Origin of the sequence: Cobetia sp. 5-25-4-2, from assembly GCF_013374075.1 — a bacterium.
Lineage (GTDB): Bacteria > Pseudomonadota > Gammaproteobacteria > Pseudomonadales > Halomonadaceae > Cobetia > Cobetia marina.
The window spans coordinates 961,077-974,066 of the sequence record NZ_BLWK01000001.1; the positions used below are offsets into that span (position 1 = coordinate 961,077).

A 12,990-nucleotide genomic window follows, 5' to 3' on the forward strand; every position below is an offset into this window, starting at 1 on the left:
GTCTATCTGTCGAGGACGCCTGTGCCATAGCATCATGGCAATGATGCAACCGACCTGCTGCACGACGTCTGCAGACGGACACGTTGACTGCGCGGCCTGAGGTGTCAGGTCGCGCCCCCATGAAAGGTGATGGACCCATGAGATTTGCCTGTAGCGCCTCAGCCGATGGTCGGCGCCCGACAACGCCGCGCGATCCGGCCAGGCCCCAAGGCGCGGCAAGGGCAAGAGTCCTGCGTCGTGGGCGTGACGCGATGCTGGCGTGCTGCCTGTCATGGCTGATGATCAGTCCGGCTCACGCAGCGTCCGTGATCGCTTCCGAGGCGGAGCGTGAGGGACTTGTGGTCGCCAATCTGCAGGAAATAGAGCAGCGGGTCGGCGCGCGCCTTGGTGTGACGGTACTGGATACTGCCGATGGCAGACGTGTCAGCTGGCGGGGTGATGAGCGTTTCCCCATGAGCAGCACCTTCAAGGTGCTGGCATGCGGCAATCTGCTCTCGCGGGTGGATGCCCGTCAGGAGTCGCTGTCACGCAAGGTGGAGATTCGCCCGGCGGATCTCGTGTCCTATTCCCCCGTTACCGAACGTCAGGTGGAGGGCGATGGCATGACACTGGCGGCGTTGTGCCGCGCCACCATCACCACCAGCGACAATACCGCCGGCAACCTGATTCTCGATGCCATCGGTGGGCCTGTCGGGCTGACGAATTATCTGCGGACTCTGAAGGATGACAGCACACGTCTGGATCGTCGTGAAACGGCGCTCAATGAGGCCACTCCGGGAGATCCCCGTGATACCACCACTCCCGACGCGATGGCGTCCACCCTTCAGCGGCTGCTGCTGGGGGAGGCGCTGAGCGAGGCGTCGCGTCTCACGTTGCAGGGCTGGATGCTGGCCAATACCACGGGAAGTGACAAGCTGCGTGCCGCCTTGCCGGATGACTGGCAGATCGCTGACAAGACCGGGGGCGGGGGGCATGGCACCAACAATGATATCGCCATCATCTGGCCGCCGAATCACGCCCCGTTGATCGTGGCGGTCTATCTGACCGAGAGCGAGGCCGAGCGTGCGGTGCGTGACGCCGCGATTGCCGATGTCGGGCGTCTGCTGGTGTCTGAGGTACTGGCCATCGAGGGACTGGCCAACGAGGGTGTGGACACGCACGCTGACAATTGATCGCGTGACGCGTGAGAGCACGTGCTGAAAGAGCGTGCCTGAAGGAGCGTACCTGAGAAAGCCTGCGTGAAGCCTGGGCAACTCAGCGTTGCCGGCCCTGATGCCATCCTTTGCTTGTGACTCCTGCCTCTCGCCCGCATTGTGCCTGAACTATGTCCGCAATGGTTTGCCGGGGGAGATGGAACCCGTTCCCCCTGTCATGTCCGCTCATGAGCCTTGCCCAACCTGTTCCTGCACGTGTCTGGAGGATATCCATGTCCACACTGTTTTCCCCGCTGAAGCTCGGCCCGCTCACGCTGGACAATCGCATCATCATTGCACCGATGTGCCAGTACTCCGCCCAGGATGGCCGGATGCAAGCCTGGCATGACCAGCATCTCGGCAATCTGGCCCAGTCAGGTGCCGGCCTGCTGATCTTCGAGGCCAGTGCCGTCTCCCCCGAAGGGCGTATCACCCATGGCGATGTGGGGCTCTTTGACGAGGCAACGCGTGATGCGATGCAAGGTGTCGTCGAGCGTATCCGTCGTTATTCGCCGATGCCGTTGGCCGTGCAGATCGGTCACGCGGGCCGCAAGGCCTCATGCGAGAAGCCCTGGGAGGGCGGAACTGCCATTGCTCCGGGACAACCCAACGGCTGGCAGACTCTGGCACCCAGCGCGATTCCCTTCAGTGAAGGGGGGCCGCTTCCAGAGGCGATGAGCGCCGAGCAGATCGCCCAGACTATCGACGCCTTCGTGGAAGCGGCCCGGCGTGCCGTCGTGATCGGTCTCGACGGGATCGAGCTGCACGCGGCGCATGGTTATCTGCTGCATCAATTCCTGTCACCGTTGAGCAATCAGCGCGAGGACGACTATGGCGGTTCACTGGAGAATCGCATGCGGCTGACGCTTGAGGTGTTCGACGCCGTTCGCGCCGCGATTCCTGACGAGGTCATGCTGGGCATCCGGATCAGCGCGACGGACTGGGTCGAGGGTGGCTGGGATCTCGCACAGAGCATCGAACTCGCCAAGGCGCTTGACCGCCGTGGCTGCCACTATCTGCATGTCTCAAGCGGCGGGCTCAGCGAGCAGCAGCAGATTCCGGTGGAACCCAACTATCAGGTGCCGCACGCCGAGGCCCTGAAGGCGCAGGTGGTCATGCCCGTCATCGCGGTGGGCTTGATCACCGAGCCGCAGCAGGCCGAAGACCTGCTGGTGAACGAGCGTGCCGATGCCATCGCGCTGGCGCGTGGCATCCTCTACGACCCGCGCTGGCCCTGGCATGCGGCCGCCGCGCTGGGAGATACCGTCAAGGTCTCGCCCCAGTATCTGCGTTGCCAGCCGCATGGTCTGAAGTCATTGCTGGAGAATCAGCAGGACTGAAGTCCGTGAAAGGACATCGATGATTGACGCCCGCGTTCATGAGCCCTTGCTCGATGATCGCGGGCGTTATTGTTTGCTCAATCCCCTTTGCTCAATCCCCCTGGCGGCGCGAAGCCTCGATTTTAGGGAGAGAGTGGAGAGGCGTTTGCGCCTCTCCTTGTGGCTCAAGGCGTCGCTGCGCCAGCAGGGCGATGAAGGCTCGGGGGAGTACAGGATGGCTGGCAGTAATTATACGAGTGTGCAATAGTGGCGGAAGATCCACCGCAATCCATTCGCTGCCAGTCGTGACACAAGGAGAGCCAATGCCAAGCCAAGCCCCGATTCTGGGTGTCTACCTGAGTGAATCCCTGGACCTGGACAGCCTCTACGGTGAGGTGCTGCGCCAGCTGGGCGAGGATGTCGTGCTGCAGAACCCGCAGGAGATCGAAGACCCCACGGAGGTCGCGTTCGCCATCTGCTGGCAGCCGGGAGAAGACGCCTTCACGCCGTACCCCAATCTCATGCTTGCCATGTCGATCGCGGCGGGGGTGGATGCTCTGCTCAGTCATCCGGGGCTGTCAGATGAGGTTCAGGTGGCACGGGTACGAGATCCGCATCAGGCATTTCTGATGGCCGGGTTTGCCGCGCATGAAGTGCTGCATCAAGAGCGCGAGTTTGCCGTCATGGCAGACAATGCCACGCGCCGTGAGTGGCAGCCCTTGCCGATGCGTGCGCCCGAGAAGGCGCAGGTGGCGGTGCTGGGCCACGGCAGCATGGGGCGCGCGGTGGTCACTTCGCTGTCGGCACTGGGATTCTCGGTGACGGTCGCCTGTCGCAGTGAACCTGTCGCACCAGTGCAAGGCGTGTGCTATCTGACGGGCGACAATGCGGTGATGGCCGCGGCTCAGGGGGCGGATTACCTGATCAACATCCTGCCGCTGACTCCGGTCACCGAGAATGTGCTGAATGCGACCCTGTTCGCCCAGCTGCGGCCGGGGGCCTGGCTTGTGCAGATCGGCCGCGGCGAGCACCTGGTGGAAGCCGATCTCGATGCGGCACTGGCGTCCGGTCAGCTGGCGGGCGCGACGCTGGACGTCTTCCGCGAGGAGCCATTGGCGCCCACTCATCGCTGGTGGCAGGACGCGCGCCTGCGCATCACGCCGCATGTCGCCAGTGACTCGCTCCCCGAGGTGGTCGCCGAGCAGGTGGTGGCCACGGCGCGCGAGTTGCGCGATGGCCTGCCGCTCACGTTGGGCGTGGATCGCCAGCGCGGCTATTGAGGCCCTGGTCTATTGAGGACCTTGGCTATTGTGGCCCTCGGCTATTGAGGACCGGAAGGTGGAGGCGTCAAGGCTTTTCAGGGCTCTGCGGAGCCTTTCTCGACCCCAGACAGCGACATCTTGATCACAGGAGACAGCGACATGCAGGCATCAACCATGAGTGACGCGGAATGGCAGGCACGCCTGGACCTGGCAGCCTGCTATCGGTTGGCGGCGCACTACCGCATGACCGACCTGATCTATACCCACATCACGGCGCGAGTGCCGGGTGAGGAAGGGCACTTCCTGATCAATCCCTATGGTTGGCGCTGGGAGGAGATCACCGCATCCTCGCTGGTCAAGATCGACGTCAACGGCGAGAAGGTCGATGACAGCGCCGCGCGGGTCAATCCAGCCGGCTTCACCATTCACTCGGCGATTCATGCGGCAAGCCACTCTGCCAGCTGGATCATGCATACCCATACGCGCGCCGGCGTGGCGGTATCGAGCCTGGAAGAAGGACTGCTGCCGCTGAATCAGATCGCCCTGCAGTTCCATGGTCGCGTCTCCTACCACGACTACGAAGGCATCGCGCTGGATCTGGATGAGCGCGAACGCATCGTGGCAAGCCTTGGCGACAATCCGGCGCTGATCCTGCGCAATCATGGCCTGCTGACCACGGGTGCCTCTGCCGCCGAGATGTTCAACAACATGTTCTACCTCGAGCGCAGCTGCGAGATTCAGGTCGCGACCCTGTCCATGGGCCAGCCGGTGCGCCGTCTCTCGCCCGAGATCTGTGCGCATGTGGTCGGCCAGTACGACATGGCCATCCATGAGGATGGCGATCTGGCACTGGAATGGGATTCCCACCTGCGTCTGCTGGAGAGCCTTGGCAGTGACTATCGTCGATAAGCCTTCCCTCGATGCGTGGCCGCTGTCACCTGAGAGTGAGGCAAGTGCGGCAATCCCGGCGTTGAGTGAAGGAGAGGGGCCCAGATGAGTCGCAAGGTGTTCCAGCGCCTTTCCCAGGATCAGCGTCGGCGCGACCTGCTGGAAGCCACGCTGAGCTGTGTCGCGCAGCATGGTCTGGCCGGCGCCAGCGTGCGCCGCGTGGCGGAGGCAGCCGGTGTCTCCCCCGGGCTGATTCGCCACCATTTCGGTACCAAGGACGACATGGTGCGGGCCGCCTATGCCTACATGATGGGCCAGCTGACCTCCGATATCGCCGATGCCAGCCCGGCCAGTGATGAATCCTCGGCGTGTCGTCTGGCACGCTTCATCGCGGCGAGTCTCACGCAGCCCAATCTGGCCGCCCACAAGGTCTCCCTGTGGGCGACCTTCATCGGTCGGGTACATCACGATGCCACCTACTCGGCGGTCCATCAGGAAACCTATCGCGAGTTTCTCGATCTGCTGCGGTTACTGATCCAACCCGTTCTGAGCGCCAATGATCTGCCCGCTGATGACGCCATCTGTGAGGAGCAGGCGATCGCCCTCAATGGCTTGATCGATGGGCTGTGGCTGGAAGGTGGGCTGGAACATGGCCTCTATCCGGTCGAGCGCCTGCCCGCGATCGCGATACGGGCGGCAGAGGGCATCCTGCGGCTGCCCCAGGGCACCTTGCTTGAGCATGTCGAGATGACAACAACACCCCCACCTCACAGGAGTTGAGCATGCGCTACGCCACCATCACCGAACGATTGAGCGAACTGGGCGGTGACAAATGGGCCGTCCACAGTGCCGCTCGTCAGCGAATTCTGGCGGGAGAGCCGATCATCGAGCTGACCATCGGGGAACCCGACATCGCCACACACCCGGCGCTGGTCGAGCGCTGTGTCGAGGCGCTGCGCGCCGGGCGTACCCGCTACTCCGATGGCCGTGGCGAACCGGGGCTGGTCGCGGCACTGGCCGAGCGCTACTCAGCGCGCATGCCCGAGATCAGCGCAGACAACGTGCTGTGTTTCCCCGGCACTCAGACGGCGCTGTTTGCGGTGATGCTGGCGCTGGTGGAAGAGGGATGCGGCGTACTGACCGGCGACCCCTATTACGCCACCTATGAAGGCGTGATCCGGGGTGCCGGCGGTGACCTGCAGCCGGTACCGCTGCGCATGGAGCATGGCTTCGTGTTGCAGCCGGAAGATCTGGCCGCGGCCATCACGCCGCAGAGTCGCGTATTGCTGCTCAATACGCCGCACAATCCGACGGGCGCGGTGATGGACCGTACGACGCTCGAGCGCATCGGTGAGCTGTGTCGCGAGCATGACCTGTGGATCGTCTGTGATGAGGTCTATGAAGCGCTGATCTTCGCGGGCGAATTCGTCTCGCCGCTGGAGATCGAGGCACTGCGTGAGCGCACCGTGGTGGTGTCCTCCATCTCCAAGAGCCATGCTGCCACCGGCTTTCGCAGTGGCTGGGCCATCGGCTCAGCGGAATTCTGCCGCCGGCTGTTGCCTGTCTCCGAGACCATGCTGTTCGGCAACCAGCCCTTCATCGCCGACATGACCGAGGCCGCTCTGCGCGGGGATTTCGATACCACCGAGCGTCTTCGCGAATCACTCGGGCGCCGCGCGCGTCTGGTCCATGAGGCGCTGGCGGCCATCCCGCAGCTGTCCTCCAGCCTGCCCCAGGGCGGCATGTTCCTGATGGTCGATGTCTCACGCACCGGCCTGGACGGTGAGCAGTTCGCCTGGCGGCTGCTGGAACGGCAGCAGGTCGCGGTAATGCCCGGCAGTGTCTTCGGCGACTGCGGAAGGCCACTGGTACGTGTTGCCCTCACCGTGCCGGATGACACCCTGCTGGAAGCCGTGCAGCGCATGGCGACACTGTGTGATCAGCTGGAAGGGGAAGTCATCGTCTGAGGCGCGACTTCGGCTATGCACAGTCTTTCGCTCAATTTCGTGCAGGTTCACGCACAAACGCCGCTCATGAGCGGCGTTTGTGCGTTCAGCGATGCTCATTTCAGGAAATCATTTCCAGCCCATCTGCCAGACATCGTCCTGCTTCAGCTCACGCCAGCCCAGCACGTGATCGCGATGTGTCAGCACCGCCTGCAACACGACCTCGACCACATGCTCATCCTGATCATCACGAATCACGCGCGTGACGATGAAATGTCGCTCACGATTCCTGGGTGTCACGGCGGTCCATTTGCTCTGCAACAGCTTTTCGGGGTTGATGCGGTTCATGCAATGTCTCGTCGGTAAAAAGGAAAAGGGAAAATGAGGAACAGGGGAGGGTATCTGAACTGGGGTAACGTGAGGATGAATCTGACCCTCAAGTCACTTCTTGAGGCCGCTCACTGCCCGAGCGGCGTTGCTCGCGCTCCTGCAGGTAGCGGGCAGGCGTGGTGCCGAGCAGTTTCTTGAACATGCTGATGAAGGCGTTGACGGACTGATAGCCGACGTCTTCCGAGACGCGCTGCACGCTCATGCCTTCGGCCAGCAGGCGAATCGCCACCACCAGGTGCAGTTGCTGACGCCAGCGGCTGAAGCTCAAGCCGGTGTCACGCTGGATAAGCCGGGCGAGGGTGCGTTCGCTCATCGCCAGTTCGCTCGCCCACTCGGCCAGGGTACGCCGATCATCCGGTGTCTTGATCAGGGCATCGCTGATGCGGGTCAGCCGCGGATCTTCAGGCAAGGGCAGATGCAGACGTTCGCTGGGCATGCAGGCCAGTTCTTCCAGCAGGACATCGACCAGCCGCGCTGTCGGCCCCTGTTCAGGATATGGCTGGGGCAGCTCCGCCAGACGCAGCACCAGCTCGCGTAGCAGGGGCGAGATCGACAGCGTACAGCTGTGGCTCGGCATCTCGAGCGCTCCGGGCTCGATGAACAGGTGGCACACGCGGCCGCCACGGGTCAGGTGGTTGCTGTGGGGCAGGTTGCCGGGAATCCAGACGCCGCTGTGCGGCGGCACCATCCACAGCCCTTCCGGCACGCGGCTGGTCACGACGCCATGCAGGGCGATGACCAGCTGTCCCTTGCGATGCTGGTGGATCGGGACTTCCATCACCTGTTGTCCGGTATCCACATGCAGGGCACTGGCCGGAATCTCGTAGATGTCCGGGTCATGTTCGCAGACGCTGCTGGAGAAGGGCACGGAGGAGTGACCGCTGACGACTCCCGACGATGAGGTTGCGTCTCGCGTGGCAAGGGAAATCGGCGTCGCGGAGGTCCTAGAGGAGGTGGCTGACATGTCGGCTCGCAGATTGTCTGATTTCAGGTATCTGATGTCATGATGGCTCAATTCTGCAGCGATATTGGCGATTACGCTATCGTTAATCTGCGCGGGAATTCACCTTTGATGTGTCGTCCCGCTATCTGTCCGTTCCAAGTTCGCTGCGAGCGTCTCATGACTGAACTCTGCCACTCTTCTCCTGTTCGGCGATTGAGCCATCCTGCCGTGTTGATCGCCGGCATCCTGATGATTGCCATGAATCTGCGTGCGCCCTTTACCAGTATCGCGCCGTTGCTTGAGCGTCTGCAGGCGGCGCTGGGCTTCAATGCCACGGCGGCAGGGTTGCTGATGATTCTGCCGCTGTTGGCGTTCGTCGTGGTGTCCCCCTGGGTACCCCGTCTTGCACGGCATGTGGGGCTTGAGCGCAGTGTCTTCCTTGCCTTGCTGGCGATCGCCGCCGGCATCGTGCTGCGGGTGCAGGGCAACACGCTGGCGCTCTATGTGGGGATCGCCTTGATCGGGGCGGGCATCGCGGTGGGCAATGTGCTGTTGCCCAGTCTGGTCAAACGCAGCTTTCCCCGACACATCGCGCTGCTGACCTCCTGCTATGTGCTGACCATGGGCATCATGGCCGCCATCGCCTCGGCGGTGATGGTGCCGCTGGCGCAGGATAGTGCGGACGGCTGGCAGTTCGCGATGCTCATCGTGGTCATCCTGCCAGTGGTGACGATGGTGGTGTGGTGGCCACAGTTGTCGCATCGCTCCCTACCGACGGCGGCGAAGGTAGCCGAGAAGGTAGCCGAGAAGGGTGCCGCGCGGCCGGTGCGTCAGGCAGCGGTGTGGCACTCGCCACTGGCCTGGCAGGTGACGCTGTTCATGGGGATCAATTCGCTGCTGTTCTATACCGTCAACAGCTGGCTGCCGAGCATGCTGGCGGACAATGGCTTCTCGCCGGAAAAGGCGGGATCGTTGCACGGCCTGCTGCAGCTGGCCTCGGCCTTGCCGGGGCTGATTCTGGTGCCTCTGATGCCGCGCCTGAAGGATCAACGCCTGATCGCCTTCGCGACGCCTTGCATGTCGCTGGCAGGGTTCATCGGGCTGTGGCTGATGCCGGGGTGGGCGCTGGTGTGGGTCTTACTGCTCGGTGCGGGGTCCGGGGCCAGCTTCATTCTCGCCCTGTCGTTCATGGGGCTCAGAGCGCGCGATGCCATGCAATCGGCGTCGCTGTCGAGCATGGCGCAGACCCTGGGCTATCTGCTCGCGGCCATGGGGCCGCCGTTGATCGGCGCGCTCTACGATCGGCAGGGTGACTGGCAGCTGGCATTGATGGTGTGTGCCTCCCTCAGTGTGCTGATGGCGGGGATCGGCTGGCTGGCGGGCAGGGACCGCCAGTTGCCTGAGGCGTCGGCATCTGAATAATGGAGCGATGCCCTGAAGGGCCACAGGAACATCCCCCCATGACAAGGAAGTGAGAGATGGCGAATGCATCATCCGGAAGAAAAGGTCAGCCGGCCTCTGGTACCAAAGAGGCTGCGGGGGACACCCGGCGTCCGCGTGCAATGCGTCGCCTGCGGGCAGCCATCCTCGGTCTGGCCAGCATTGGGGGTGTCGTGATGATCGCTCAGCCAGCCAATGCCGCGACGCTGTCACTGCGGGTGATCGAGACCACCGACATCCACGCCAACGTGATGGATTACGACTATTACAAGGATCGTCCCAGCGTGCGCATCGGCCTGGTGCGTACGGCGAGCCTGATCAAGCAGGCGCGTTCCGAGGTGGTCAACAGCGTACTGCTCGACAATGGCGACCTCATCCAGGGCAGCCCGATGGGCGATTACATGGCGGCGGAGGGTCTCGAGGAGGGTGATGTCTTCCCGGCCTACAAGGTCATGAATCAGCTGGATTACGATGTCGGCAACATCGGCAATCATGAGTTCAATTACGGGCTCGAGTATCTCGAACGGGCGCTTTCCGGCGCGCAGTTCCCCTATGTGAACGCCAACCTGCTGGATGCCACGACCGGCGAGCCGTACTTCACGCCGTATCAGATCACCCCCCATGCCTTCACCGACAGTGAGGGCAACGCTCAGACGTTGAAGGTCGGCTATATCGGCTTCGCGCCGCCGCAGGTGTTGACCTGGGACCGCAAGCACCTCAAGGGCCGCCTGACGGCCGAGGACATCACCGAGAGCGCCAGGCGCTGGGTGCCCGAGATGCGCCGGGCGGGCGCGGATGTGGTGATCGCCATCCCACACTCCGGCATCTCGACTGACCCTTACCGGGTGATGGCCGAGAATTCGGTGTATTACCTTTCGCAGGTGGAAGGCATCGATGGCATCGCCTTCGGGCATGCCCATGCGGTCTTCCCCAGCGAGGAATTTGCTGAGGTGCCGGGGGCCGATATCGCCAAGGGCACCCTCAATGGGGTGCCGGCGATGATGCCGGGGCATTGGGGCAGCCATGTGGGCGTGATGGATCTCGAACTGAGCAATGACTCGGGCCAGTGGCGGGTGGTAAGTGGCCAGACAGAGGCACGCCCGATTCAGGTGGGTGGCGAGGCGCAGGTGGGGGAAGATGCCGAACTGGCGGCGTTGGTCGAGCATGAGCACGACGCCACGCGGGAGTACGTCAATCGCAGCATCGGCCGCGCCAGTGCGGCGATGAAGAGCTATCTGGCGCTGGTGCAGGACGACCCGACGATCCAGATCGTCAATCGTGCCCAGGCTGATTACGTTAAACGCTTCGTCGAAGGCGACCCGGATCTGGAAGGCTTGCCGATTCTCTCGGCGGCCGCGCCGTTCAAGGTCGGTGGCCGTCACAATGATCCGACCCAGTTCACCGAGATGGAGGCCGGCGAGCTGAGCTTCCGCAATGCCGCCGACCTCTATCTCTATCCGAATACGCTGGTGGCGCTCAAGGTTACCGGCAAGGAAGTGCGGGAATGGCTCGAGTGCAGTGCCGGGCAGTTCCATCGCATTGACCCGGATCTCGCCACGCCCCAGCCCCTGATCAACTGGGAAGGTTTCCGCAGCTACAACTTCGATGTGATCGACGGCGTCGAGTATCAGGTGGATGTCACGCAGCCGGCGCGTTATGACGGCAATTGCGCGCTGATCGACGCCGATGCCCACCGTATCCAGGGCCTCACTTACCAGGGCGAGCCGGTCAAGGACGACGATGTCTTCCTGCTCGCGACCAACAACTATCGCGCCTACGGCGAGGCCTTCCCCGGTACCGGAGAGTCGCATGTCGCCTTTGCGTCACCGGACGAGAATCGCAGCATTCTGGCCCAGTACATCTCGCGACAGACACAGCAGCAGGGCGCGGTGGACCCTGCGGCGGATCACAACTGGCGGCTGGCCGCGATCGACACCGATACCCCGCTGGACATTCGCTTCACCACCGCCCCCGGCGAGGATGCGCAGCAGTTCATTGATGCTCAGGCCGTCTACCCGATGACACTGGTGGATCAGGACGAGATGGGCTTTGCCCGTTATCGCGTCGGGCTGGACCGGATGAAATAGCCAAGGCAGCACATTGTCGAGCACGTAGTTATTGGCCTTGATTCAGGTGGGAAAAAACGCCAGTCAGCGATTGCTGACTGGCGTTTTTCTGTCGCCAGCCGTTACCCGCTATCTGTTTCACTATCCGCTTTCACTTCACGACTCTCGATCGCAGGCTCACTGCGGATCAGCGCCAGGGCGCGTGCAAGGCGATGCTCAACAGCACACGTTTGCCGCGCTCGATGCGGCTGACGCTGTGTTCGTGAAGGTCGGGGCGGAAGAACACCACGCGGTCCGTGAGGCAAAAAATGCTGCCATCGGTCTCGAAGACACCGCCCTGGCGGGGCTTCTTGAGCACGATATTGAGCTTGTAGTAGCTGCCGCTACCCATCGGGTCGTTATGACGCATCACGCTGTGGCCCTCGGGGTAGGTCACCAGATTGATGGTCAGGCGGCGAAGATCGAGCAGACTACGGTTGATGACACGGGCCATTGGGCTTTCCCTTTGAAGATTGCGGCTATTGAAACGTATTTTGAGCAATCAATCAAAATCGTGCTTGAGTGATCGCTCAGGAATCCGTAAGGTGACACCACGTTCACGGCGCACAAGGTTCGGCAATCGAGATCGCCGAGGCCGTGATTGAGAATCGAGCAAGCAAGGAGGTCAGCAATGAGCCACGACAACGTGACAATGGAAGCCCTGGAAACCCGTTATGCGATGATCGAAGGTCACCGCATTGCCTACAAGGAAATGGGGGAAGGTCAGCCGCTGTTGTTGATTCACGGCATTCCGACCAACAAGCTGATGTGGCGCGATGTGATGCCGGAATTGGCCAGACATTACCGGGTCATCGCCCCGGACATGCTCAACTATGGCGAGTCGGACATGCCGGTGGATGCTGATGTTTCCATCAATGCCCAGACACGCATCTTCATCAAGCTGATGGATTCACTGGGTGTGGCGAGTGCGGATGTCGTCTCGCATGATATCGGTGGGGGTATCGGTCAGCTGATGGCGGTCAACCACCCCGAGCGCGTTCGTCGCCAGGTGCTGATCGACAGCGTGTGCTTCGATTCCTGGCCGATTCCGGAGTTCAAGCAGCTGCTGGAGCCGGGCGTCGAGGAAGCCACCAGCGTCGAGGAATTCATCAGCACCATGCGCGGCTTCATGCCCAGTGGTGTGCATGATCCGGCGGTGGCGACCGAAGAGATGGTCGAGCGCTACGTGTCCCAGTGGAACAGCGAGCAAGGCAAGGCAGCCTTCTTCCGCAACATGCGTCGTCTCAACAAGGAATACACCCAGGCCATTGCCGGTGAGCTCAAGAATATCGAGATCAAGACTCTGGTGCTGTGGGGCGACAAGGACAACTTCCAGAAGCCGGATTACGCCCCGATGCTCACAGATGCCATCCCGGGTGCCGAGCTGATCTGGGTGAAGGACGCCGGTCACTGGGTGACGGATGAAAAGCCGCAGGATACCGTGCGCTATATCCTGGACTTCCTCGCACGCTGAGAGATGGCCAGCCCCGATGCCCAAGCGGGG

The 12,990-nt window shown here is 62.5% G+C and carries 12 protein-coding genes; 9 read left to right on the plus strand and 3 right to left on the minus strand.

What is annotated here, in order from left to right; all coding sequences use genetic code 11:
• The first annotated feature begins 305 nt into the window (after positions 1–305).
• From bla to HXS65_RS04165, 6 genes are all read left to right on the plus strand, one after another.
• Positions 306–1,172: a class A beta-lactamase gene (gene bla, locus HXS65_RS04140; protein ID WP_255304411.1), complete on the plus strand. Its 867-nt coding sequence runs from the start codon at positions 306–308 to the stop codon at positions 1,170–1,172.
• Positions 1,173–1,426: 254 nt separating this feature from the next.
• Entirely contained in the window at positions 1,427–2,533 is a 1,107-nt protein-coding gene (locus HXS65_RS04145; protein WP_176493189.1) for an NADH:flavin oxidoreductase/NADH oxidase, read from the plus strand.
• A 302-nt stretch (positions 2,534–2,835) separates the two neighbouring features.
• Positions 2,836–3,792, plus strand: coding sequence for an NAD(P)-dependent oxidoreductase (locus HXS65_RS04150; RefSeq protein WP_176493190.1), 957 nt, complete (start codon positions 2,836–2,838; stop codon positions 3,790–3,792).
• Between the two features lie 141 nt (positions 3,793–3,933).
• Positions 3,934–4,683 (plus strand): class II aldolase/adducin family protein, encoded by a 750-nt coding sequence (locus HXS65_RS04155; protein WP_205632697.1) that lies wholly within the window; start codon positions 3,934–3,936, stop codon positions 4,681–4,683.
• Positions 4,684–4,767: 84 nt separating this feature from the next.
• On the plus strand, positions 4,768–5,442 hold the full coding sequence (locus HXS65_RS04160) for a TetR/AcrR family transcriptional regulator (protein WP_176493192.1): 675 nt from the start codon (positions 4,768–4,770) through the stop codon (positions 5,440–5,442).
• 2 nt (positions 5,443–5,444) lie between these two features.
• On the plus strand, positions 5,445–6,629 hold the full coding sequence (locus tag HXS65_RS04165) for a pyridoxal phosphate-dependent aminotransferase (protein WP_176493193.1): 1,185 nt from the start codon (positions 5,445–5,447) through the stop codon (positions 6,627–6,629).
• A 108-nt stretch (positions 6,630–6,737) separates the two neighbouring features.
• Here HXS65_RS04165 and HXS65_RS04170 read toward each other — a convergent pair whose 3' ends face one another.
• Together HXS65_RS04170 and HXS65_RS04175 are read right to left on the minus strand one after the other, a co-directional pair.
• Positions 6,738–6,956 carry a TIGR02450 family Trp-rich protein gene (locus HXS65_RS04170; protein ID WP_077376973.1) on the minus strand — a complete coding sequence of 73 codons (219 nt, stop codon included), beginning with the start codon at positions 6,954–6,956 and terminating at the stop codon, positions 6,738–6,740.
• A gap of 88 nt (positions 6,957–7,044) precedes the next feature.
• A complete protein-coding gene (locus HXS65_RS04175; protein ID WP_176493194.1) occupies positions 7,045–7,962 on the minus strand; it encodes a helix-turn-helix domain-containing protein in 918 nt (305 codons plus the stop codon).
• Positions 7,963–8,118: 156 nt separating this feature from the next.
• Between HXS65_RS04175 and HXS65_RS04180 the strand changes: the two genes are divergently transcribed.
• Positions 8,119–9,363 (plus strand): MFS transporter, encoded by a 1,245-nt coding sequence (locus tag HXS65_RS04180; RefSeq protein WP_176493197.1) that lies wholly within the window; start codon positions 8,119–8,121, stop codon positions 9,361–9,363.
• 56 nt (positions 9,364–9,419) lie between these two features.
• Positions 9,420–11,468, plus strand: a complete 2,049-nt coding sequence (locus HXS65_RS04185) for a bifunctional 2',3'-cyclic-nucleotide 2'-phosphodiesterase/3'-nucleotidase (RefSeq protein WP_218015040.1) — start codon at positions 9,420–9,422, stop codon at positions 11,466–11,468.
• A gap of 166 nt (positions 11,469–11,634) precedes the next feature.
• Here the strand turns inward: HXS65_RS04185 and HXS65_RS04190 are convergent, their stop codons facing one another.
• Positions 11,635–11,940 (minus strand): hypothetical protein, encoded by a 306-nt coding sequence (locus HXS65_RS04190; RefSeq protein WP_077376944.1) that lies wholly within the window; start codon positions 11,938–11,940, stop codon positions 11,635–11,637.
• Positions 11,941–12,117: 177 nt separating this feature from the next.
• Between HXS65_RS04190 and HXS65_RS04195 the strand changes: the two genes are divergently transcribed.
• Complete coding sequence (locus HXS65_RS04195; RefSeq protein WP_225347979.1) at positions 12,118–12,960, plus strand: alpha/beta fold hydrolase; 843 nt, start codon at positions 12,118–12,120, stop codon at positions 12,958–12,960.
• The last annotated feature ends 30 nt before the right edge of the window (positions 12,961–12,990 follow it).